Source organism: Streptomyces sindenensis (assembly GCF_014649035.1).
Classification (GTDB): domain Bacteria; phylum Actinomycetota; class Actinomycetes; order Streptomycetales; family Streptomycetaceae; genus Streptomyces; species Streptomyces sindenensis.
The window spans coordinates 14,502-36,833 of sequence record NZ_BMSG01000016.1 but is presented as its reverse complement, the minus strand read 5'-3'; the positions used below and the strand labels follow the sequence as shown (position 1 = coordinate 36,833).

Sequence of the window (22,332 nt, the reverse complement as noted above, 5' to 3'; positions counted from 1 at the left end):
TCTTTCACGGCGTGGACGACACAGAGCACCAGGAACTGGACCGGCACGCGCCCGAGACCGCCCCGAACAGGCTGCTCAGGGCCGTGGTGCGCATCGTCGTACTGGTCGTGGTCCTGCCCGTCCGGATGGTCTGGGACCTCGCTGTCGCCGGCGGACAGGTCTGCCGCAGAGTCCTGCTCCCACCGGCCGGCCGGGCCCTCACCGCACTCGTCGGCGGTGTGGGGTGGGCCCTGGAGCGGCTGTTCGGAGGCGTCGGCTGGGTGCTGGGGTGGCTGATCGGCACCCTGGTGCTCAAACCGCTGAGGTGGCTGTACACCTCGGTCCTCACCCCGCTGGGCCACGGCCTGCGGTGGATCGGCACCGCCCTGCTCCTCCCGGCGCTGTACGGCCTCGGCAACGGCATCGGGTGGCTGATCACCGTGCTGCTGATCGTGCCGCTGGATTTGCTGTGGCGGTACGTGATCGTTCCGGTGGTGCGTTACGGCCTGGTCGTCCCGGTGGCGTGGCTGTACGCCCATGTGCTCACGCCGGCCGGCCTCGGCACGGCCTGGGTCCTGAGCAAACTGTGGCAGGGCACCGCCTGGACCCTCGGTACGCTCTGGCAGGGCACCGCCTGGGTCCTGGCGCAGCTCTGGCGGGGGATCTCGGTCACCGGACGCGTGCTCGGCCGGGCGGTCGCCTGGCTGGTCATGACCCTGCTGGTCGCGCCCCTCGGCTGGACGTACCGCCGGATCCTCACCCCGGTCGGCCGGGAGACCGCCGCCGCGTTCGAGGTCGCCTGGCGGATCGCCGGATACGTCTCCCGGGCCGTCGGCCGGGCCCTGGCCCGGCTCGCGTGGCACCTGATCGGCGCACCGGCCACCTGGGCATACCGCACGGTGTGCACCCCCGTCGGCCACTTCCTGCGCGACGCGGTCTGGGCCCCGGCCCGGCGCGCCGCCGCCGAAGCGGGCCGGGCGGCCCGCGCGGCCCTCACCACCGCCCGGGACACCGTCCGCCAGGCGCGGCGCGACGCCTGGCGGGCCCTCTTCGGCACCCCGGCCGCCGAACGGCCTGGGGAACCGCGAGGGATCCCTGCGCGTACTCTGGGTAGTACAACGACTGTCCCCAGCGCGGCGCAGGCGTCCGAGACCCCTCTGGGCGGCGATCCATTCGCCAAACAGGGGTGAGCCGGAGCGGCACCCCGGGGACCACCCGTATTTCGTGGGCGGCGCGCCACCGCGCCCGCCCCGCACCGAGGAGAAGAACCACTGGGCAAGCGACAGCCCGAAGGCCCGCCGCCCGCACCGGCAGTGCAGCGCATCCGTCTGCGCTACACCAAGCGCGGCCGCCTCCGGTTCACCAGCCACCGAGACTTCCAGCGGGCCTTCGAGCGGGCACTGCGCCGCTCCGAGGTGCCGATGGCGTATTCGGCGGGTTTCACGCCCCACCCCAAGGTCTCCTACGCCAATGCCGCACCCACCGGCACGGGCAGCGAGGCGGAGTTCCTGGAGATCGCCCTCACCGAGGCCCGGGACCCCGAGGTCCTGCGCGGACTGCTCGACGCGTCCATGCCGGTCGGCCTCGACATCGTCGACGCGGTGGAGGCCCGCACCCCGGGCCTGGCCGACCGGCTCACCGCCTCCGTCTGGGAGCTGCGCCTGGACGGCGTCGACCCCGAGGACGTCCGCACCGCCGTGGCCGCGTTCAACGACGCCGAGACCGTCGAGGTCCAGCGCAAGGCCAAGAACGGCATCCGGACGTTCGACGCCCGCGCCGCCGTCGCCGACCTGCGGGTCGTCGACGCTCCGGTCGATAGGCCGGGTGAGCGGCCCTGTGCGATACTGCGCCTGGTTGTTCGGCACGTGACACCTGCCGTGCGACCCGACGACGTCCTGTCCGGTCTCCGAGCTGTGGCCGACCTGGCGCCGCCTGTCCCCGCCGCGGTGACCAGGCTGGCGCAGGGGCTCTTCGACGAGGAGTCCGGCACGGTGACCGACCCGCTCGCGCCCGACCGCGAGGCCGCCCCGACCGCACATCCCGCGGTCGCCGGGGCAGCCGTCGCGACGGCGCCGGAAGGTGCAGGTTCCGCGTAAGGCGGTCGTTGTAGCGCAGCCCTCCGACCCGGGAGCCACCTGGGTCGGGCCGCGCACTGACCCACAAGACTTTCGCCAGGCCGTACGCACACCGCATACGGAACCGGCGAGCCAGACATCAGTTCCCGTGCGGCGCCCGCGCCCCGGACGGCGGTATCGCACCACAGCGGACCGAGCCGGACCGGAATCAGACGCGGCGCCCGGGAGCACGACGGGAGAACCGCCCGCATGCCTCAGCCGAACGAACCCGGCACGACCGGGAACAACGAAGAGAACACCCCCGGGGACAAGCTGCCGCCGCGCCGCAGGCGCCGCGCCGCCTCCCGCCCCGCGGGCCCGCCCGGCGCGGCCGTGACGCCCGCCGAGGACGTCACGCCGGCCATACCGGCCGCCGAGTCCGCCGCCCCCGCCGTGGACGACACGCCCGACGCCCCGGTCGCCGAGACCGCCCCGCCCGCCCGCACGCGCCGCCGCGCCGTCCGTAAGGCCACCGCGCCCGCCGGCGCCCTCGCACCGGCGGAGGCGGAGGCGGAGACCGCCGAGCCTGCGCCGGCCGCCGAGCCCGCCGCCGAGGAGGAGCCCGCCGCACCCGCGCCGCGCACCCGCCGTCGCGCGGTCCGCAAGGCGACGTCCCCGGCCGGCGCCCCGCAGTCCGCCGAGGCCCCCGCCCCGGTCGTCGAGACCCCGGCCGAGCCCGCGGCCGACGAAGAGATCGACGAGGAGACCGAGGCCGCCGTGGAGCCCCCCGCCGAGACTCCGGCGCCCCGCCGCCGTCGCGCCTCCCGCAAGGCCACCGCGCCCGCCGGCGCCCCGCAGGCCGCCGAGGCCGCTGTCGTCGTCGAGCCCGCCGCCGCTGTCGCGGAGCCCGCCCCGGCCGCCGAGCCCGCCGCCGACGTCGCGGAGCCCGCCGCCCCGCGTGGCCGCACCCGCCGCCGTGCCTCCGCCCCGGCCGGTGCGCCGCAGGCCGCCGCGCCCGTCGCCGAGCCGGTGACCGCACCGGAGCCGGCCGCCGCCGAGGCCGCCGCGCCCGCCGCCGAGGCCACGGAGGAGGCGCCCGCCCCGCGCACCCGCCGCCGCTCTTCCCGCAAGGCGTCCGCGCCCGCCGGAGCGCCGCAGGTCACCGAGGCGGCCGAGAGCGTCACCGAGCCCGTCGAGACCGGCGAGAGCCTGCCCGCCGCCGTCGCCGAGGAGCTCGCCGCCGAGGCGGACGAGGTCGAGGAGGCCGCCCCGCGCGGACGCCAGCGCCGCCGCGCCACGGCCGCCGCAGGCCGCCCCGAGTTCACGGCCACGACCGAGGAGCCGAGCCGAAAGGGCCGCCGCGCCACGCGCCCTGCCGTCGCCGTCTTCCAGGCCCCGGTCTTCGCCGAGCCGATGTTCCAGACCCCCGAGACCGCGGCCGCCGCGGCCGCCGCGGCCGGTTCCACCTCCCCGTACGACGAGGTGGACGAGGCCGAGGAGCAGCAGACCGCCGAGGCCGAGCAGAACACTGCGCCCGCCGAGGCCGCGCCGCAGCAGGGCGGTTCGCGCCGCCGTCGCCGCCGCCGTGGTGAGGCCGAGGCGACCGAGCAGGCCGCCGAGCCCGCCGCCCCGGTGGAGAAGCCCGCCGAGCAGACCGCCGACGAGGCCCCCGAGGCCGAGGCGGAGGAGCACGAGGGCGAGGACACCGACGAGTACGGCGACCGCCCCTCGCGGCGCCGCCGCCGTGGTGGCCGCCGTCGCCGTCGTGGCGAGGCCAACGACACGGACGACGAGCAGACCACTGAGGAGGCGTCCGCGCCCGCCCGTGCCGAGGAGTCCCGCTCCGAGGACGAGCAGGACGGCGGCCGTGGCCAGGCCCAGGAGACCGCCGAGGAGAGCGACGAGGACGACGACTCCTCGGCGTCCTCCTCCAGCAGCAGCTCCCGCCGTCGCCGCCGTCGCCGTCGCCGCAGCGGTGACGCCGCCGTCGACACCGACAACGGCTCCGACGACCCGGAGCGTACGGTCGTCAAGGTCCGCGAGCCGCGCAAGAAGGAGGAGCGCGAGCCGGGCACCGGCTTCGACGAGGTCCAGTCCATCAAGGGCTCGACCCGGATGGAGGCCAAGAAGCAGCGCCGCCGCGAGGGCCGCGAGCAGGGCCGCCGCCGCGTCCCGATCATCACCGAGGCGGAGTTCCTCGCCCGCCGCGAGGCCGTCGAGCGCGTGATGGTCGTCCGCCAGAACGGCGAGCGCACCCAGATCGGCGTCCTTGAGGACAACGTGCTCGTCGAGCACTACGTCAACAAGGAGCAGGCCACCAGCTACGTCGGCAACGTCTACCTGGGCAAGGTCCAGAACGTGCTGCCGTCCATGGAGGCCGCCTTCGTCGACATCGGCAAGGGCCGCAACGCCGTCCTGTACGCCGGTGAGGTCAACTTCGAGGCGCTCGGCATGGCCCACGGGCCGCGCCGCATCGAGACCGCGCTCAAGTCCGGCCAGTCGGTCCTGGTCCAGGTGACCAAGGACCCGATCGGCCACAAGGGCGCGCGCCTCACCAGTCAGGTCTCGCTGCCCGGCCGCTACCTCGTCTACGTGCCCGAGGGCTCGATGACCGGGATCAGCCGCAAGCTGCCCGACACCGAGCGCTCCCGCCTCAAGACCATCCTCAAGAAGATCGTCCCCGAGGACGCGGGCGTCATCGTGCGCACCGCCGCCGAGGGCGCGAGCGAGGACGAGCTGCGCCGCGACGTCGAGCGGCTCCAGCAGCAGTGGGAGGACATCCAGAAGAAGGCGAAGGGCACCAGCGGCTCCAACGCGCCGACGCTGCTCTACGGCGAGCCGGACATGACCGTCCGGGTCGTCCGCGACATCTTCAACGAGGACTTCTCCAAGGTCATCGTCAGCGGCGACGACGCGTGGGAGACCATCCACGGGTACGTCTCGCACGTCGCGCCGGACCTCACCGAGCGGCTCTCCCGCTGGACCTCCGAGGTCGACGTCTTCGCGACGTACCGCATCGACGAGCAGCTGATGAAGGCGCTGGACCGCAAGGTCTACCTGCCCAGCGGCGGTTCGCTGGTGATCGACAAGACCGAGGCGATGGTCGTCGTCGACGTCAACACCGGCAAGTTCACCGGCCAGGGCGGCAACCTGGAGGAGACCGTCACCAGGAACAACCTGGAGGCGGCCGAGGAGATCGTGCGCCAGCTGCGGCTGCGCGACCTCGGCGGCATCGTCGTCGTCGACTTCATCGACATGGTGCTGGAGTCCAACCGGGACCTCGTGCTGCGGCGGCTCCTGGAGTGCCTGGGCCGTGACCGCACCAAGCACCAGGTCGCCGAGGTCACCTCGCTGGGCCTGGTCCAGATGACCCGCAAGCGGGTCGGCCAGGGTCTGCTGGAGTCCTTCTCCGAGACCTGTGTCCACTGCAACGGCCGCGGTGTCATCGTCCACATGGAGCAGCCGACGTCCGTCGGCGGCGGTGGCGGCGGCAAGAAGTCCAAGAAGCGCCGTGGCGGCGCCGGCCAGGACCACGAGCACACCCACGACCACGGCTCCGACGACAACATGTCCGCCGAGCCCGTGGAGACGGAGACCGAGGCCGAACTGGCCGCCGAGGTCGCCGCCCCGGTGGCCGTGGAGCCCGCGGTCAGGGAGGACGACGAGTTCTACGGCAGCCCCGCCGAGGCCGAGGCGGCCGCCTCGCGCCGTGGCCGCCGCCGGGCCTCCCGCAAGGCGTCGGCCCCGGCCGGCGCCCCGAAGGCCGAGGCGCCCGCCCCGGTCGTGGAGGCTCCCGTGGCCGAGACCCCCGTCGTGGAGGCGCCTGTCGCGGAGGCCCCCGTCGTGGAGGCGCCTGTCGCGGAGGCCTCTGTCGCGGAGGTCGAGGAGACCCCCGAGGCTCCGGCCGAGGCCGCGCCCCAGGGCCGTACGCGCCGTCGGGCCACCCGCAAGGCCACCGCCCCGGCGGGTTCGCCGAAGCAGGCCGAAGCGGCGGAGCCGGTACAGCCGGCCGAGCCCAGCACGGACCCGGTCGCGGTCGAGGACCCGGTCATCGAGGTGCCCGCCGACCGGACCCCGGCCCCCGAGGCTCCGGCGGAGCAGGCCCCCGAGCCCGAGGCCCCCGTGGCCGCCCCGCCGCGTGCCCGGCGCCGGGTGACCCGTAAGGTCACCGCTCCGGCGGGCTCGCCCACCGGGTCGGACGAGGCGGAGATCGTCGTGGTCGCTCCGGCGCCCGAGGCGAAGGAGCCCGAGGCGAAGGAGACCGAGGCGAAGGCCCCGGAGACCGGAGCGCCGGAGTCCGAGCCCGCGGAGGCCGCCCCGGCGAAGAAGACGGCCCGCAAGGCCGCCGCCAAGAAGGCCCCGGCGAAGAAGGCGGCGGCCAAGAAGACCGCCGCGAAGAAGACCGCCGCCAAGAAGACGACGGCGAAGACGGCCGCGAAGAAGGCGACGAAGAAAAGCGTCGCAGCCGAGCAGTCGTCGCCTTCGGTGACGGTTTCCACGCCCCCGGCGGACGGTGAATCATCGGCGAGCTGATGAATGGGTAACCGTTCGTTCATCTTCAGGGTGTCCCGCTCCGAGCACATAGGGGCGGGACACCTGCTTTGTTTCAGAACTGATGCATAAGTGGGTTAACGAGACCGAAATGCGTTAAGAAATCCCTGATAATGTGACGACGGTTGCCGTACGTGTGATCGTTCTTCACGAAAACTACGGACGGTGACACGGCCCGCGACGCCATCGATCGGGCCGGATCCCTCGGCAGGGCGTCGGCATTGCGCCGGTGGGGTTAAGCGCGACCTCGTGGGGCGTCCCGCACCTCAAAAGCTCTGCCTGGTAACGAGCTCTTGCGGTGTTCAAGGAGGATGTCCATGACGAGCATCAACGAGCAGCCGATTCCCGCTGCCCGTCCGGTCATCGGGGAAGACGAGATCGAAGCGGCCGTACGCGTACTGCGCAGCGGCCGCGTCGTCCAGGGCCCGGAAGTCGCGGCCTTCGAGGAAGGCTTCTCGCACCTGGTCGACGGCCGGCACTGCGTGGCCGTGAACTCGGGTACCTCGGCCTTGCACCTGCTGCTGCTCGCCCTGGGCATCGGCCCCGGCGACGAGGTGATCGTCCCCTCCTTCTCCTTCGCTGCCTCCGCCAACGTCGTCCGCCTGGTCGGCGCCGACGTGGTGTTCGCCGACATCGAGCCCGGCAGCTTCGGTCTCGACCCGGCCGCTGTCGAAGCCGCGATCACGCCGCGCACCGCCGCGATCATGCCGGTGCACCTCTACGGTCACCCCGCCGCGATGGACAAGCTCATGCCCATCGCGCAGAAGCACGGCCTCGCCGTGGTCGAGGACGCCTGCCAGGCCCACGCGGCGGCGCTCAACGGAACCCCGGTCGGAGCGTTCGGCGCCGGCGGCACCTTCAGCTTCTACCCGACCAAGAACATGCACTCCCTCGAAGGCGGCATGGTCTCCACGGCCGACGCCGAACTGGCACGCACCCTGCGCCTGTTGCGCAACCAGGGCATGGAGCAGCGCTACGCCAACGAGATCGTCGGCGCCAACATGCGGATGACCGACGTGTCCGCCGCCGTCGGCCGCGTACAGCTCGGCAAGCTGGAAGGCTGGACCGAGCAGCGCCGCGCCAACGCCGCGTACCTCGACGCCCACATCACCGCCCCGGCCATCACCACGCCGCCGGTCGCCGAGGGCGCGCGGCACATCTACCACCAGTACACCGTGCGCATCCAGGGCGACCGGGACGCCGCGATGGCGAAGCTCACCGAGGCGGGCGTCGGCAACGCGGTCTACTACCCGACGCCGATCCACCGTCTGAAGCCCTACTGGGAGCCGGACCAGAAGGCGGGCCGTACCTGGGACCTGCCCGAGACCGAGAAGGCCGCCGCCGAGGTCGTCTCGCTGCCCGTCCACCCCTCGCTCACCCAGGGAGACCTGGAGCGCATCGTCACCGCTGTGAACGCCCTCGGGGAGAACCTGTGACCGCCGTACTCAAGGCCGGGCTCGTCGGCCTCGGCTCCATGGGCCGCCACCACGCCCGTGTCCTCGCGAGCCTGGAGGGCGTCGAACTGGTCGGCGTCGTCGACCCGATGGGTGACAAGAACGGCTGGGCCCAGGGCGCACCCGTGCTCTCCACCGTCGAGGAGCTCATCGCCCTCGGCATCGACTACGCCGTCGTGGCCTGCCCGACCGCGCTGCATGAGGAGGTCGGCCTCCAGCTCGCGGAGGCCGGCGTCGGCGCCCTGATCGAGAAGCCGCTCGCCGACACCGTCGAGGGCGCCCACCGCCTCGTGGACGCCTTCGAGTCGCGCGGCCTGGTCGCAGGCGTCGGTCACATCGAACGCTGCAACCCCGCGCTGCTCTCGCTCCGCGCCCGCCTGGAGGCCGGTGAGCTGGGCGACGTCTACCAGGTCGTCACCCGCCGCCAGGGCCCCTTCCCCCACCGGATCGCCGACGTCGGTGTGGTCAAGGACCTGGCCACCCACGACATCGACCTGACCGCCTGGGTCACCGGCCAGACGTACACGTCCATCGCGGCGCACACCGTCTCCAAGTCGGGCCGCCCCCACGAGGACATGGTCTCCGCGGTGGGCCAGCTGTCCGACGGCACGATGGTCAACCACCTGGTCAACTGGCTGAGCCCGCTCAAGGAACGATTCACCTCGGTCACCGGCGAGCGCGGCTGCTTCATCGCCGACACCCTCACCGCCGACCTCACGTTCCACTCGAACGCCGCCGTCGCCACCGAATGGGAGGCGCTGCGCGCGTTCCGCGGGGTCGCCGAGGGCGACATGATCCGCTACGCCATCCCCAAGCGCGAGCCCTTGCTTGTCGAGCACGAGCTGTTCCGCGACGCTGTGCAGGGCAAGCCCGCCGACATCTGCACGCTGCGGCAGGGGCTGCGTACCGTCGAGGTGGCGACATCGCTGCTCGACTCGGCCAACCGTGGCCAGACCGTTGTATTCGAGACAGGAGAGCCTGCCCGCCATGGCGAATGACAGCTCGGCCGCGAGGCCGGAGCGTAGTCCCCGGGGAAAGATCGTCATGCTCGTCGACAACGGCGTCAACGGCGATTCCCGGGTGCAGAAGGAAGCCCGCTCGGCGGCGGAGGCCGGGTGGGACGTGGTGCTTCTGGGCAAGTCGCCCACCAAGAAGTCCCAGAAGTGGTGGCTCGGCGATGCCGAGGTCCGCCTGCTGCATGTGCCCACGCCCATGCACCGGCGCCGTCACGAGTACCGCAGGGCTGTTCTGCGCTCGCCTCTCGCGTATCCGCCCGGTCCGCTCGCGGAATACCGCAAGCAGCGGATGAAGGCGTGGCGCGCCGAGCTGAACGTCCGAAGCGTGGAGGCCAAGCGCAAGGGTTCCTCGCTCGGTGTCGCGCGTCTGGTGCCCCCGCGTCTGCTGGCGAAGGCGCTGAGCAAATGGGTCGGCTTCCGGGCCGGCCGCACGGAGGCGCTCGCGCACCGCCGCAAGAGCATGGACTCCCCGCTGGACCGCTTCACCACGGCCTTCTGGGTCCGCACCATGGGCGACCGGGCTTGGCGGCGTCTCGACCCGGCCCTGTGGGACTTCGAGCTGGCGTACGGGAAGGTCATCGACCGGCTCGAACCCGACGTGATCCACGCGAACGACTTCCGGATGCTCGGCGTGGGCGCGCGGGCGAAGCTGCGCGCCGAGGCCAAGGGCCGCAAGGTCAAGCTCCTCTGGGACGTGCACGAGTTCCTGCCCGGCATCAAGCCGTGGAACCCGCACCCGCGTTGGCACATCGCCCAGTGCGGGCACGAGCGGGAGTACGCCAAGTACGCCGACGCCGTCACCACGGTCTCCGGCACCCTGGCGGAGATGCTGGTCGAGCGCCACGGTCTGAAGACCCTGCCGGAGGTCGTGCTGAACGCCCCGGACGCCGAGGTCTCCGCGGAGCAGGCCGCGGAGCCGGTGCCCGACCTGCGTGAGCTGTGCGGTATCGGCCCGGACGTTCCGCTGGCGGTCTACAGCGGTGCCGCGGCCCCGCAGCGGGGTCTGGACATCATGGTCGAGGGGCTGCCCCAGCTCCCCGGTACGCACGTGGCCTTCGTCGTCCTGCGGCCGAACTCGGCCTACATGCAGGAACTCAAGGAACGAGCCGCCGAACTGGGAGTCTCGGACCGGCTGCACATCCTCCCGTACGTGCCGCACTACCAGGTGGTCCCGTTCCTGTCCGCGGCCAGTGTGGGCGTCATCCCGATCCACCACTGGCCGAACCACGAGATCGCCCTGATCACCAAGTTCTTCGAGTACTCCCACGCCCGTCTGCCGTTCGTCGTGAGTGACGTCAAGACGATGGGGGAGATGGTCGCCCGGACCGGTCAGGGCGAGGTGTTCACCGCCGAGGACGTCTCCGACTACGTACGGGCGGTCAAGTCGGTGCTCGCCGACCCGGCGAAGTACCGCGCCGCCTACGCCCGCGAAGGCCTGCTGGAGAACTGGACCTGGGAGGCGCAGGCCGAGGTCCTGGACGACGTGTACACGCGTCTCACCGGTGCCGAGCCGGTGAAGACGCAACAGCCGGACTCCCAGGTGATGGCATGAGACGAGAGCCCGACGTCACCGTCGTCGTCGCCGTCTACAACACCATGCCGTACCTCACGGAGTGCCTGGACTCGCTGATCCGGCAGAGCATCGGCCTGGAGCGGCTGGAGGTCGTGGCCGTCGACGACGGATCGACCGACGGGAGCGGTGCCGAACTCGACCGGTACGCCGAGCGCTACCCCGACGTGGTGAAGGTGCTCCACCAGCCGAACTCGGGAGGCCCCGCCGCGCCCAGCAACCGGGCGCTGGACGTGGCCACCGGCCGTTTCGTCTACTTCATAGGGGCGGACGACCACCTCGGCGAAGAGGCGCTGGAGCGGATGGTCTCCGCCGCCGACGCGAACGGGTCCGACGTGGTCGTCGGGAAGATGGTCGGCACGAACGGCCGGTACGTCCACCAGAAGCTGTACGACGGGAACCACCCCGACATCAGCCTCTACGACTCGGCGCTGCCCTTCACCCTGGCCAACACCAAGCTCTTCCGCCGTGAGCTGGTGGAGAAGCACAGCCTCCGCTTCCCTGAGGACATGCCGGTCGGCAGCGACCAGCCCTTCACCATCGAGGCGTGCGTACGGGCCCGGAGGATCTCCGTCGTCTCCGACTACACCTGCTACTACGCGGTCAAGCGCGGCGACGCCAGCAACATCACCTACCGGGCGAACCACCTGGCGAGGCTCCGTTGCGTCGAGCGGATCATCGAGCACACGGCCGGTCTGATCCCTGCGGGGCCGCAGCGCGACGCCGTACTCAAGCGCCACTTCGACTGGGAACTGTCCAAGCTGCTCCAGCAGGACTTCCCCGCGCTCGACCTCGACACGCGGCGTCAGGTGTGCGACGGCGTGGGTGCACTGGTGGACGCCTACTTCACCGACGGCCTGCGCGACGGCACCGGGGTCAAGCGCCGGGTGCGCTTCGGCCTCGCCCGCAGCCGCGCCGTCGAGGAGCTCACCCGCGCCATCGCGGAGGAGACGGAGCACGGAGCGCCGCCCTTTCTGCTGGAGGGTGACCGCGCCTTCGCCACCTACCCCGGATTCAGGGACCCGGCCGTCGGCCTCGACGACCGCTATTACGAGGTGCTCGGCGAGACGGTGACCGGCCGCCTCTCCGCCGGTACGCGCCTGGAGTCGGCCGACTGGGACCAGCACGGCACGGAGCTGTCCTGCGTCGTGAAGCTGCGGGTCGGCATCACCGGTGACACCTCCTCCGCCGTCGTCGCCCTGGCCCAGAGGGCTATGCCCCAGAGCGCCGACAAGGCCGGTGCGCGCAAGCTGCCGGCGGACGCCCCGCGCCCCCGGCGCGCCGGCACACTCACCGCCGACGCCGCCCAGGACGGCGGCACCCTGCTGACCGCCCGCATCCCGCTGGCGGCCACCCGGTCCAAGAGAGGCGTCCGGCTCTACGTGGACGTGGCCGGCTCGACGTACGAGGTCCCGGTCCGCACCGAAGGGCAGCCGATGCCGCTGGCACGCCGCTGGGGGAGCGACGAGCCCCACCGCGTGGCAGCGACCACCAACACCAAAGGCCGTCTCGTGATCACGACGGCCCCCCTGCGGGAACCGAAGTCCGGCGTCGGCGCACGGCTGCGCCGAACGCTGTCCAGGTCGAAGAGGAAGTAACCCCGATGAACATCTGTGTAGTCGCGCTCGGCAAGATCGGGCTTCCGCTCGCCGTGCAGTTCGCGGCCAAGGGCCACAAGGTCATCGGCGCGGACGTCAACGAGAAGGTCGTCGAACTCGTCAACGCGGCCACCGAGCCGTTCCCCGGCGAGCACGACCTGGACGTCAAGCTGAAGGAGACGGTCGGCGCGGGCCTGCTCTCCGCGACGACGGACACCACGGCCGCGGTCGCCGCGTCCGACGCCGTCGTGGTCGTCGTCCCGCTCTTCGTGGACGCCGAGGGCACCCCGGACTTCGGCTGGATGGACGCCGCCACCAAGGCCATCGCGGCCGGCCTGAAGCCCGGCACCCTGGTCAGCTACGAGACCACGCTGCCGGTCGGCACCACCCGTACCCGCTGGGCGCCGATGCTGGCCGAGGGTTCGGGCCTCACCCCCGGTGAGGACTTCCACCTGGTCTTCTCGCCGGAGCGGGTGCTCACCGGCCGGGTCTTCGCCGACCTGCGCCGCTACCCCAAGCTCGTCGGCGGCATCGACGAGGCGTCCTCCGCCGCAGGCGTCGCCTTCTACGAGGCCGTCCTCGACTTCGACGAGCGCGAGGACCTGCCCCGCGCGAACGGCGTCTGGGACCTCGGTACGGCAGAGGCCTCCGAGCTGGCGAAGCTCGCCGAGACCACCTACCGCGACGTCAACATCGGTCTGGCCAACCAGTTCGCCCGGTTCGCCGACCGGAACGACATCGACGTCAAGAAGGTCATCGAGGCCTGCAACAGCCAGCCCTACAGCCACATCCACCAGCCCGGCATCGCCGTGGGCGGCCACTGCATCCCGATCTACCCGCGGATGTACCTGTGGAACGACCCGGAGGCGACCGTCGTGCGTTCGGCCCGTGAGGCCAACGCCGCGATGCCGGCCTACGCCGTGGATCTCCTGGCCGCCGCCTACGGCGACCTGGACGGCGCCGGGGTCGTGGTGCTGGGCGCGGCCTACCGCGGCGGTGTCAAGGAGACCGCGTTCTCCGGTGTCTTCGGCGTCGTCGAGGCGCTGAAGGCGCGGGGCGCGGTGCCGTTCGTCTCGGACCCGATGTACACGCCTGAGGAGCTGACCGCGCTGGGCCTCGTCCCGCACGAGGGCCAGACCGTCACCGCCGCGATCCTCCAGGCCGACCACGCCGAGTACCGCGAGCTGTCCGCCGCCGACCTCCCGGACGTCCGCGTCCTGGTCGACGGCCGCCGCACGACGGACCCGGCCAACTGGGCGGGCGTGCGCCGCGTCGTCATCGGCGGCTGAGCCGTCCGAGGACACGGTGGGGGCGGGCGTCCCGCGGGACGCCCGCCCCCACCGTGCGCTCCGCCATCTCGCGGAGCCCCTCTCAACGCTCGGACAGCACGCCGTCCTTCTCGTCGTACAGCGTCCCGCTCTGCGGGCACTCCCACACGCCCGGCTCGGCCGACCGCTCGGCCAGCCGTACTCCGGCCCGCCCGACCCAGCCGATCTGCCGCGCGGGCACGCCGACGACCAGGGCGAAGTCCGGCACGTCCTTGGTGACCACGGCGCCGGCCGCGACCATCGCCCACCGGCCGATACGGACCGGTGCGACGCAGACCGAGCGGGCGCCGAGTGAGGCGCCCTCGGCGACCTTCACGCCGACCGCCTCCCAGTCGCCGCCGCGCTTCTGCTTGCCGTCAGGGTCGACCGACCGCGGGTTGTGGTCGTTGGTGAGGACGACGGCGGGGCCCACGAAGACGCCGTCGCCGAGCTCGGCCGGCTCGTACACGAGGGCGTAGTTCTGCAGCTTCACGTTGTCACCGATGCGCACGCCGGTGCCGACGTACGCGCCGCGGCCGACGACGCAGCCCTCGCCGAGCTTCGCTCCCTCACGGATCTGCGCCAGCTCCCAGACACTGGAGCCGTCCCCGATCTCGGCGGTCTCGTCGACCTGGGCGGTGGGCTGGACCCTGTAGTTCACGGCATGCCTTTCGGAGAGCTGATGCGCCCGGAAAGCATAAGGCGGGCGGTTCGCCGGCCCCGGGCCGCGGGCCCGCCTCCGATCCCCCGACCCGGTTTGACCCCTACACCCCGGCCCCGTAACCTTGACCTTCGGTGTGTTTCCGTACGCACCTACCCCTGAGCACATCCCTCCCGGTAACGGTCGGTGTTCGCGCCGTCCGCCAGGAGAGGCCGCTCATCCTTCCGGATCGACACGGGCCCCGGCCCGTGCGGGCGGCTGGCATCAGGGGTTCCGTTCCGAGCGAGAGAGAGATCCGCGTGTACGCCATCGTGCGCAGCGGTGGTCGCCAGCACAAGGTTGCTGTCGGCGACATCGTTGAGGTTGACAAGATTTCCACTGCCAAGGTTGGCGACACGGTCGAGCTCTCGACCCTGCTCGTTGTCGACGGTGACTCGGTCACCAGCGACCCGTGGGTGCTGGACGGCATCAAGGTCACGGCCGAGATCGTGGACCACCACAAGGGCGCGAAGATCGACATCCTTCGCTACAAGAACAAGACCGGCTACCGCCGCCGCCAGGGTCACCGCCAGCAGTACACGGCGATCAAGGTCACCGGTATCCCCACGGCTGCGAAGTAAGGGACTGAGAACACATGGCACACAAGAAGGGCGCATCGTCCACTCGGAACGGGCGCGATTCCAATGCTCAGCGGCTCGGCGTGAAGCGCTTCGGCGGTCAGGCCGTCAACGCCGGTGAGATCCTGGTCCGCCAGCGCGGCACCCACTTCCACCCCGGCGCGGGCGTCGGCCGTGGCGGCGACGACACGCTGTTCGCGCTGACCGCCGGTGCGGTGGAGTTCGGCACGCACCGCGGCCGCAAGGTCGTGAACATCGTTCCGCTCGCCGTCTGAGTCCTCTCGACGCGCGCAGAACGACACACAGCACCTTCCGAGGGCGGATCTCAGCTTTCCCGGCGAACGGGGAAGCGGGTCCGCCCTCGGCGTGTTACGACAGAGACAACTCCGCTTTTTCCGCTGTACCTGCACCTGTTATCTGGAGGCACCCACCATGACCACCTTCGTGGACCGCGTCGAGCTGCATGCCGCCGCGGGTAACGGAGGCCACGGCTGCGCCTCCGTACACCGTGAGAAGTTCAAGCCGCTGGGCGGCCCCGACGGGGGCAACGGCGGACGCGGCGGCGACGTGATCCTCGTCGTCGAGCAGTCCGTGACCACGCTGCTCGACTACCACCACCACCCCCACCGCAAGGCCACCAACGGCCAGCCCGGGGCCGGCGACAACCGCTCCGGCAAGGACGGCCAGGACCTGGTCCTGCCCGTTCCCGACGGCACTGTCGTCCTCGACAAGGCCGGAAACGTCCTCGCCGACCTCATCGGCCAGGGCACCACCTTCGTGGCCGGTCAGGGCGGCCGTGGCGGCCTCGGCAACGCCGCGCTGGCCTCGGCCCGCCGCAAGGCCCCCGGCTTCGCGCTGCTCGGCGAGCCGGGCGAGAGCCGGGACATCGTCCTGGAGCTCAAGACCGTCGCCGACGTGGCCCTCGTCGGCTACCCGAGCGCGGGCAAGTCCTCGCTGATCTCGGTGCTCTCCGCCGCCAAGCCGAAGATCGCGGACTACCCGTTCACCACCCTCGTACCGAACCTGGGTGTCGTCACCGCCGGTTCGACCGTCTACACCATCGCCGACGTCCCGGGCCTCATCCCCGGCGCCAGCCAGGGCAAGGGCCTCGGCCTGGAGTTCCTGCGCCACGTCGAGCGCTGCTCGGTGCTCGTGCACGTCCTGGACACCGCCACCCTGGAGTCCGACCGCGACCCCGTCTCCGACCTCGACATCATCGAGGAGGAACTGCGCCAGTACGGCGGGCTGGAGGACCGGCCCCGCATCGTCGCCCTCAACAAGGTCGACATCCCCGACGGCCAGGACCTCGCCGACATGATCCGCCCCGACCTGGAGGCCCGCGGCTACCGCGTCTTCGAGGTCTCCGCGATCGCCCACAAGGGCCTCAACGAGCTGAGCTACGCGCTCGCCGGGATCATCGCCGAGGCGCGGGCCACCAAGCCGAAGGAGGAGGCGACCCGCATCGTCATCCGTCCCAAGGCCGTCGACGACGCGGGCTTCACGGTCACCGCCGAGGGCGAGGACCTCTACCGGGTGCGCGGCGAGAAGCCCGAGCGCTGGGTGCGCCAGACCGACTTCAACAACGACGAGGCCGTCGGCTACCTCGCCGACCGGCTCAGCCGCCTCGGCGTCGAGGACGAACTCGTCAAGGCGGGCGCCCGGGCCGGCGACGGCGTCGCGATCGGCCCCGAGGACAACGCGGTCGTCTTCGACTGGGAGCCGACCATGCAGGCCGGCGCGGAGATGCTCGGCCGCCGCGGCGAGGACCACCGCATGGAGGCGCCGCGCCCCGCCGCGCAGCGCCGCAAGGACCGCGAGGCCGAACGCGACGACGCCCAGAAGGAATACGACGAGTTCGACCCCTTCTAAACGCTCCGGACCCCGGCCCGTCTCTGCGGAGGCGGGCCGTCCGGTAACCTCGGGCCCGGGCGTCGGCGGTTTCCGCCGGTCACACCGGGTGCACGTGCCGCTCATGTGCCGATTACGCAACACATCTGTGGGGTCGGTCACCCCGCGCACCAGCCCCGGAGCGCCCAACCTCCCTGGCCAGAGGGTGAACTGCGGGTATCCGCAGGGCGAGCGACGGGCAGCGTCCACCTTGCGAGACGGTCACGGAGAGTGCGACCATCACACTGTTCCCCCTGTCATAGCAAGGTAGGTCGTCTGTGTCTGTGCCGCATGAAGCCAAGCCCCGGACCACAGCGGTCGTGCTCGCCGGTGGGACCGGCCAGCGCGTGGGCCTCTCGATCCCCAAGCAGCTGCTGAAGATCGCCGGCAAGGCCGTCATCGAGCACACGCTGACCATCTTCGAGAACGCCGAGGGCATCGACGACGTCATCGTGCTGATGGCGCCCGGTTTCGTCCCCGACGTCGAGAAGATCGTCGCCAAGGCCGGACTGAGCAAGGTCACCCGGATCATCGAGGGCGGCAACACCCGCAACGAGACCACCGAGCGCGCCATCGCCGCCCTCGGCGAGGGCCTCGCCGAGGGCGAGGACCGCAACGTCCTCTTCCATGACGCGGTCCGCCCCCTGCTGTCACAGCGTGTGATCAAGGACTGCGTCGACGCGCTGGAGCGCTACCAGGCCGTCGACGTCGCCATCCCGTCCGCGGACACGATCATCGTGACCCGTACGCACGGTGAGGACGGCGAGTTCATCACCGACGTGCCCGACCGCTCCCGGCTGCGCCGCGGGCAGACGCCGCAGGCCTTCAAGCTGTCCACGATCCGCAGGGCGTACGAGGTCGCGGCGGGAGACCCCAACTTCCAGGCCACCGACGACTGTTCGGTGGTCCTCAAGTACCTCCCCGACGTGCCGATCTTCGTGGTCGCGGGCGACGAGTACAACATGAAGGTGACCCAGCCGGTCGACGTCTTCATCACCGACAAGCTCTTCCAGCTGGCCTCCACCGCCGCCCCGCGCCAGGCCGACGAGGCCGCCTACCGCGAGCTGCTCACGGGCAAGACCCTTGTCGTCTTCGGCGGTTCGTACGGCATCGGCGCCGACATCGCCGCCCTCGCCGAGAGCTACGGCGCGAAGGTCTACGCGCTGGGCCGCTCCACCACGGGGACGCACGTCGAGAACCCGGAGCACGTGGACGACGCGCTCTCCAAGGCGTACGGCGAGACCGGCCGCATCGACTACGTCATCAACACCGCGGGCGTGCTGCGGATCGGCAAGCTGGCCGAGACCGACAACACGACGATCCAGGAAGCGCTGAACGTCAACTACCTGGCCCCCGTGCAGATCGCCCGCGCCTCGTACAAGTACCTGGCGGAGACCCAGGGCCAGTTGCTGCTCTACACCTCCAGCAGCTACACCCGGGGCCGTGCCGAGTACAGCCTCTACTCCTCCACCAAGGCCGCCATGGTCAACCTCACCCAGGCGCTCGCCGACGAGTGGGCGGGCGAGGGCATCCGGGTCAACTGCGTGAACCCGGAGCGCACCGCGACCCCGATGCGGACCAAGGCGTTCGGCCAGGAGCCCGAGGGCTCGCTGCTCTCCTCGGAGGCCGTCGCGCGCACCTCGCTGGACGTCCTGCTCTCCGAGCTGACCGGCCACGTCATCGACGTACGGCAGCAGGACCCGACGGCGGGCGCCGCCGAGTCCTCGGGCTTCGAGCAGGCTCTGGCCTCCGTGCTGGACCGTCAAGCAGATGTGTAATAATTCTTGACAAATGTGCTTTTCCGGGCCTCTGTTCGTCGCTTTGCGCGATGGCAGAGGCCCGAATGCGTGAAGCCGCACCTTCACATTTCCGCCAATACGTGAATCAACCGGCACCCCCTGGAGCAGGTTCTTCGTGATCTCGACAGCCATTCGCCTGGCCCGTGTGGGCAGCAGGTCGGAACTGGCGGCAGCTTTGTTGATGGGGCTGGGATATCCCTGCATCATGCTTGCCGCGCTCATTCCCCACATCTGGTTCTTCGCGGCGGCCACCGCTGTCACGTATGCCGCCGACTGGTATCTGCACCAGCGGGGGAGCTACCTGATCAACCGCCTGGGCAAGGTGCGGGCCGGGCTGTCGATCCGCTTCCTGCTCCGGCAGTTGATGGTCATCCTGCTGCTGGCCCGCCTGGATCTCGCCGAGTCTCCGCTGTTCTACGCGGCGGTGGCCTGCTTCCTGCTCTTCTACGGGCTCCAGGCGCCGCACGGGGCCATGGCGACCCTCATCCGGCTTCGCCGCACCATGCCGGTGGTCACCCGCAACGTGGACCTGCACGCGGTTCGTATCCCCGACGCCCCGCCCGGTGCGCTGACGCGGCGCTCCGCGGAGAAGATGCTGCACCTCGACATTCCGGCGGTGGTGGGCGTGCTGATCGCTGCCGGGACCGGGGAGGACGTCGTCGGTTATGCGGGCATCGGTCTGACGCTGCTGCTGGCCCTGCTCTACCTCGCGCTGCTGCTCCCGTACGTGCGCCGCGGCAGGCTGGCTCCTCCGGCCCCCGCCGTGCTCAAGGCCGTCGACAGCTGGCTGCGTGAGTACCAGCCGACCGTGGTGCTCTACTTCTCCGGATCCAATGAGTCCGCCTACCAGGGCAACATGTGGCTGGAGACCATGAGCCGGGTCGAGGGCCGTCCGCTGATCATCATGCGGGAGCGCGGTCTCGTCCCGCAGCTCGCCGAGACCTCGGTCCCGGTGATCTGCGTCCCCGCGGGGACGCACCTGATGAACCTGGACCTCTCCACGGTCCGGGTCTGCCTCTACCCGGCGAACGTGGGCAAGAACATCCACATCCTGCGCGTCCCGACCATGAAGCACGTCTTCATCGGGCACGGCGACAGCGACAAGCTCGCCAGCGTGAACCCCTACTCCAAGGTCTACGACGAGGTGTGGACGGCGGGCCGGGCCGGCCGCGACCGGTACGCGCTGGCCGATGTGGGGGTCCGCGACGAGGACATCGTCGAGGTCGGGCGCCCGCAGCTGGAGCCCATCAAGAGCTGGACGGGTGCGATCAAGAACCCCATCCCGACCGTGCTGTACGCGCCCACCTGGGAGGGCTGGGACGACAACCCGGGCAACACCTCCCTGCTGCTGGCGGGCGAGAACATCGTGCGCCGACTGCTCAACGCCGCCGACCCGGTCCGGATCATCTACAAGCCGCACCCGTTCACCGGCATCCGCAGCGCCAAGGCCAAGGCCGTCAACGCCCGGATCCGGGCCATGCTGGAGAAGGCCGCCGCCGAGCGCGCGGCGGAGCCCCGCTGGGCGAAGGAGGCATCGTCGGCCGCCGCCGGGCAGAGCGCCGCCAAGGCCGAGCTCGCCCGGATCGAGGCGCGGCTCGCGCAGCTCGCGGCCACCGGCCGCGCGGGCGGCGACGACGCGGAGGAGTCGCGGCTCTCGCTCGCGGACCCGGTCCGCGAGGCAGAGACCGTACGGCTGAGGGCGGAGTGGAACGATGCCTACTGGCGCTCCTTCGGCTGGTGGGAGCACCGTACGGTGACCGGCGCGCAGCCCAAGCTGTACGACTGCTTCAACGAGTCCGACGCCATGGTTTCGGACATCTCCAGTGTGGTCTCCGACTTCATCGCGAGCGGCAAGCCGTACGCGGTCACGGACTCGGCCGCGCTCGGGGCCGAGGAGTTCAAGCGGCAGAACACCGCGGTGCGCGCCGCGGTCATCCTGTCCAATGGCGCCGAGGAGCTCGACGCCCTGCTGGCCGCGGTGGCCGACCCGGCGGCGGACACGCTGGCGGATGCCCGGCGTGAGCTGAAGACCTACCTCCTGGGGCCGGACGAGCCGACTTCCATGGAGCAGTTCAATGCCGCCGTACGGGCGCTGGCGGCCAAGGCCGAGGCCCGTAACCTGGCGGTCGCCCAGCGCATCGGTGAGCAGGCGGTTGCGGTGCCGGACCCGGAGGCCGCCACCAGTGGCGCCGGGGCCGGCGATCCGCAGGCGGCCGCCGAGGCCGCCGCCACGGCGGACCCGGACGTCCTGGAGGCCGACGTGGCGGAGGGCGAGGCGGAGCCCGCTCTCAGCGAAGGGACCTCGTCCGTGCGCTGAGCGCATGAGGTCACACGGCCGCATGCTGCACGTTTGATCGAACTGGCTGAAACGCAGGCAACCCCGACCGCGACCCGTACGTCTCTCCTGATGGGGTGACGTACGGGTCGTTCGGCATGTTGATGAGCAAAAGATCGCATAGTCGGGCAATCTGCCTTCTTTTATGATCAAATCGACAAGGTGCACATGGCCGACATGCCCAGGAAGAACCACGAGCCCGATGTCAGTGTGATCATCGGGGCATATGACGCGATGCCCTACCTGATCCGGTGCCTGGAGTCCGTCGAGGCGCAGACCATCGGCGCCGACCGCATGGAGATCGTCGCGATCGACGACGGCTCCACCGACGGCACGGGCGCCTGCCTGGAGGAATTCGCCGCCCGAACCGCGATCCCCATGAGAGTCGTCCGGCAGCCGAACTCCGGTGGGCCCAGCGGCCCGCGCAACCGGGGTCTCGCCCTCGCCCGCGGCCGGTACGTCTTCTTCCTCGACGCGGACGACTACTTCGGCGAGGAAGCCCTGGAGCGCATGGTCGCCATGGGGGACCGGGCGGGTACGGACGTGGTGCTCGGGAAGATCGTCGGCGTCAACCGCGGTGCCGCGAAGTCGATGTGGAAAGAGACCGTCAAGCGCGCCGACCTGTACTCCTCCAACGTCAAATTCACCCTGAGCGCCCAGAAACTGTTCCGGCGTGACCTCCTCGTACGCCTCGGCATGGCCTTCGACGAGAAGCTCAAGACGGGCGAGGACGCCCTGTTCACGATGGAGGCGTATCTGCGCGGCAACGGGATCTCCGTCGTCGCCGACTACACCTGCTACTACCTGGTGGGCCGTGAGGACCGCAACCAGATGACCAAGAAGGGCGGCTTCGAGCGCCGCTTCGACTCGGCCCGCGCGCTCATGGGGCTCATCGCCGAGTACGTACCCCCGGGCCCCCGGCGCGACGCCCTGATGGTGCGTCCCTTCGTCATCACCCTGCTGCCGCAGTTCGGGCCCGGACTGGTGAAGCAGAAGGCCAAGGTCCAGGAGCGGAAGATGGCGCTCGCGGCCCCTCTCATGCGGGCGTACTGGACACCGGGGCTCGGCCGCAACCTCAAGGTGAACGAACGGCTGCGGCTGATGTGCCTCGCCGCCGGCCGGCTCGACCTGCTCCTGGACATCGCCGCCTTTCTGCGCGACAAGAAGGAGCCCGAGATCGTCCGCCGGGGAAACCCGCGCCGTCCGCACCTCGCCTACCCGCACTTCGGCGAGGGTTCGGTGCTCCCCGACAGCGCTTACGAGGTGACCGTCACGGAATGGGTCGGCGGACGGCGGATCGAGGCGCCGCAGCGGGAGCCCCGCCCGTCCTTCGCCCGGCGGGTGGTCCGCAGAACCCGCCGGACCGTGCTCAGCGCCCTGCACGGCCCCCGCGCACACCGCGCCTGACCGGGAGTTCGAGGGCGCTCGGGGGTTCCTCTCGCCGGGGCCCCGGTCAGTCCTCGAACACCCTTCCCGTCCTGGGTGCCGTCCGGGGCCAGTTCGT

Annotated in this window: 15 protein-coding genes; 14 read left to right on the top strand and 1 reads right to left on the bottom strand. The window is 71.2% G+C overall.

Annotation, left to right across the window (positions count from 1 at the left end; genetic code table 11):
* The first annotated feature begins 11 nt into the window (after positions 1-11).
* From IE145_RS18665 to IE145_RS18630, 8 genes are all read left to right on the top strand, one after another.
* Entirely contained in the window at positions 12-1,169 is a 1,158-nt protein-coding gene (locus IE145_RS18665; RefSeq protein WP_189526342.1) for a hypothetical protein, read from the top strand.
* Between the two features lie 123 nt (positions 1,170-1,292).
* Complete coding sequence (locus IE145_RS18660) at positions 1,293-2,075, top strand: TIGR03936 family radical SAM-associated protein (protein ID WP_189526341.1); 783 nt, start codon at positions 1,293-1,295, stop codon at positions 2,073-2,075.
* 228 nt (positions 2,076-2,303) lie between these two features.
* A complete protein-coding gene (locus tag IE145_RS18655; RefSeq protein ID WP_189526339.1) occupies positions 2,304-6,566 on the top strand; it encodes a ribonuclease E/G in 4,263 nt (1,420 codons plus the stop codon).
* 335 nt (positions 6,567-6,901) lie between these two features.
* On the top strand, positions 6,902-8,020 hold the full coding sequence (locus IE145_RS18650; RefSeq protein ID WP_189526338.1) for a DegT/DnrJ/EryC1/StrS family aminotransferase: 1,119 nt from the start codon (positions 6,902-6,904) through the stop codon (positions 8,018-8,020).
* On the top strand, positions 8,017-9,036 hold the full coding sequence (locus IE145_RS18645) for a Gfo/Idh/MocA family protein (protein ID WP_079149501.1): 1,020 nt from the start codon (positions 8,017-8,019) through the stop codon (positions 9,034-9,036). Before IE145_RS18650 ends, IE145_RS18645 begins: the two co-directional genes overlap by 4 nt.
* Before the next feature lie 46 nt (positions 9,037-9,082).
* Positions 9,083-10,606, top strand: a complete 1,524-nt coding sequence (locus IE145_RS18640) for a glycosyltransferase family 4 protein (RefSeq protein WP_229825646.1) — start codon at positions 9,083-9,085, stop codon at positions 10,604-10,606.
* On the top strand, positions 10,603-12,222 hold the full coding sequence (locus IE145_RS18635; RefSeq protein ID WP_189526334.1) for a glycosyltransferase family 2 protein: 1,620 nt from the start codon (positions 10,603-10,605) through the stop codon (positions 12,220-12,222). The genes IE145_RS18640 and IE145_RS18635 overlap by 4 nt, the downstream gene beginning before the upstream one ends.
* A gap of 5 nt (positions 12,223-12,227) precedes the next feature.
* The gene (locus IE145_RS18630) at positions 12,228-13,511 is read left to right on the top strand and encodes a nucleotide sugar dehydrogenase (RefSeq protein ID WP_189526332.1); all 1,284 of its coding nucleotides are present in this window, start codon (positions 12,228-12,230) and stop codon (positions 13,509-13,511) included.
* 82 nt (positions 13,512-13,593) lie between these two features.
* On the opposite strand, the gene IE145_RS18625 is transcribed toward IE145_RS18630, so the two are convergent.
* Positions 13,594-14,190, bottom strand: a complete 597-nt coding sequence (locus IE145_RS18625; protein WP_189526330.1) for an acyltransferase — start codon at positions 14,188-14,190, stop codon at positions 13,594-13,596.
* A 299-nt stretch (positions 14,191-14,489) separates the two neighbouring features.
* On the opposite strand from IE145_RS18625, the gene rplU reads away from it, so the two are divergent.
* The 6 genes from rplU (at position 14,490) to IE145_RS18595 (ending at position 22,235) form a co-directional block, all read left to right on the top strand.
* A complete protein-coding gene (gene rplU / locus IE145_RS18620) occupies positions 14,490-14,810 on the top strand; it encodes a 50S ribosomal protein L21 (protein WP_006124389.1) in 321 nt (106 codons plus the stop codon).
* Between the two features lie 14 nt (positions 14,811-14,824).
* On the top strand, positions 14,825-15,082 hold the full coding sequence (gene rpmA / locus IE145_RS18615; RefSeq protein ID WP_006124388.1) for a 50S ribosomal protein L27: 258 nt from the start codon (positions 14,825-14,827) through the stop codon (positions 15,080-15,082).
* A gap of 157 nt (positions 15,083-15,239) precedes the next feature.
* Complete coding sequence (gene obgE / locus IE145_RS18610; protein WP_069736519.1) at positions 15,240-16,676, top strand: GTPase ObgE; 1,437 nt, start codon at positions 15,240-15,242, stop codon at positions 16,674-16,676.
* Positions 16,677-16,972: 296 nt separating this feature from the next.
* On the top strand, positions 16,973-18,472 hold the full coding sequence (locus IE145_RS18605; protein ID WP_189526328.1) for a bifunctional cytidylyltransferase/SDR family oxidoreductase: 1,500 nt from the start codon (positions 16,973-16,975) through the stop codon (positions 18,470-18,472).
* Between the two features lie 226 nt (positions 18,473-18,698).
* Positions 18,699-20,810: a CDP-glycerol glycerophosphotransferase family protein gene (locus IE145_RS18600; RefSeq protein ID WP_229825645.1), complete on the top strand. Its 2,112-nt coding sequence runs from the start codon at positions 18,699-18,701 to the stop codon at positions 20,808-20,810.
* Between the two features lie 186 nt (positions 20,811-20,996).
* Positions 20,997-22,235 (top strand): glycosyltransferase family 2 protein, encoded by a 1,239-nt coding sequence (locus tag IE145_RS18595; RefSeq protein WP_189526324.1) that lies wholly within the window; start codon positions 20,997-20,999, stop codon positions 22,233-22,235.
* The last annotated feature ends 97 nt before the right edge of the window (positions 22,236-22,332 follow it).

Coding starts and splice junctions, on each gene's coding strand:
- IE145_RS18655 (WP_189526339.1), top strand. CDS start 2,304: ATGCCTCAGCCGAACGAACCCGGCACGACCGGGAACAACGAAGAGAAC.
- IE145_RS18595 (WP_189526324.1), top strand. CDS start 20,997: ATGGCCGACATGCCCAGGAAGAACCACGAGCCCGATGTCAGTGTGATC.
- IE145_RS18600 (WP_229825645.1), top strand. CDS start 18,699: ATGCTTGCCGCGCTCATTCCCCACATCTGGTTCTTCGCGGCGGCCACC.
- IE145_RS18640 (WP_229825646.1), top strand. CDS start 9,083: ATGCTCGTCGACAACGGCGTCAACGGCGATTCCCGGGTGCAGAAGGAA.
- IE145_RS18635 (WP_189526334.1), top strand. CDS start 10,603: ATGAGACGAGAGCCCGACGTCACCGTCGTCGTCGCCGTCTACAACACC.
- obgE (WP_069736519.1), top strand. CDS start 15,240: ATGACCACCTTCGTGGACCGCGTCGAGCTGCATGCCGCCGCGGGTAAC.
- IE145_RS18650 (WP_189526338.1), top strand. CDS start 6,902: ATGACGAGCATCAACGAGCAGCCGATTCCCGCTGCCCGTCCGGTCATC.
- rpmA (WP_006124388.1), top strand. CDS start 14,825: ATGGCACACAAGAAGGGCGCATCGTCCACTCGGAACGGGCGCGATTCC.
- IE145_RS18630 (WP_189526332.1), top strand. CDS start 12,228: ATGAACATCTGTGTAGTCGCGCTCGGCAAGATCGGGCTTCCGCTCGCC.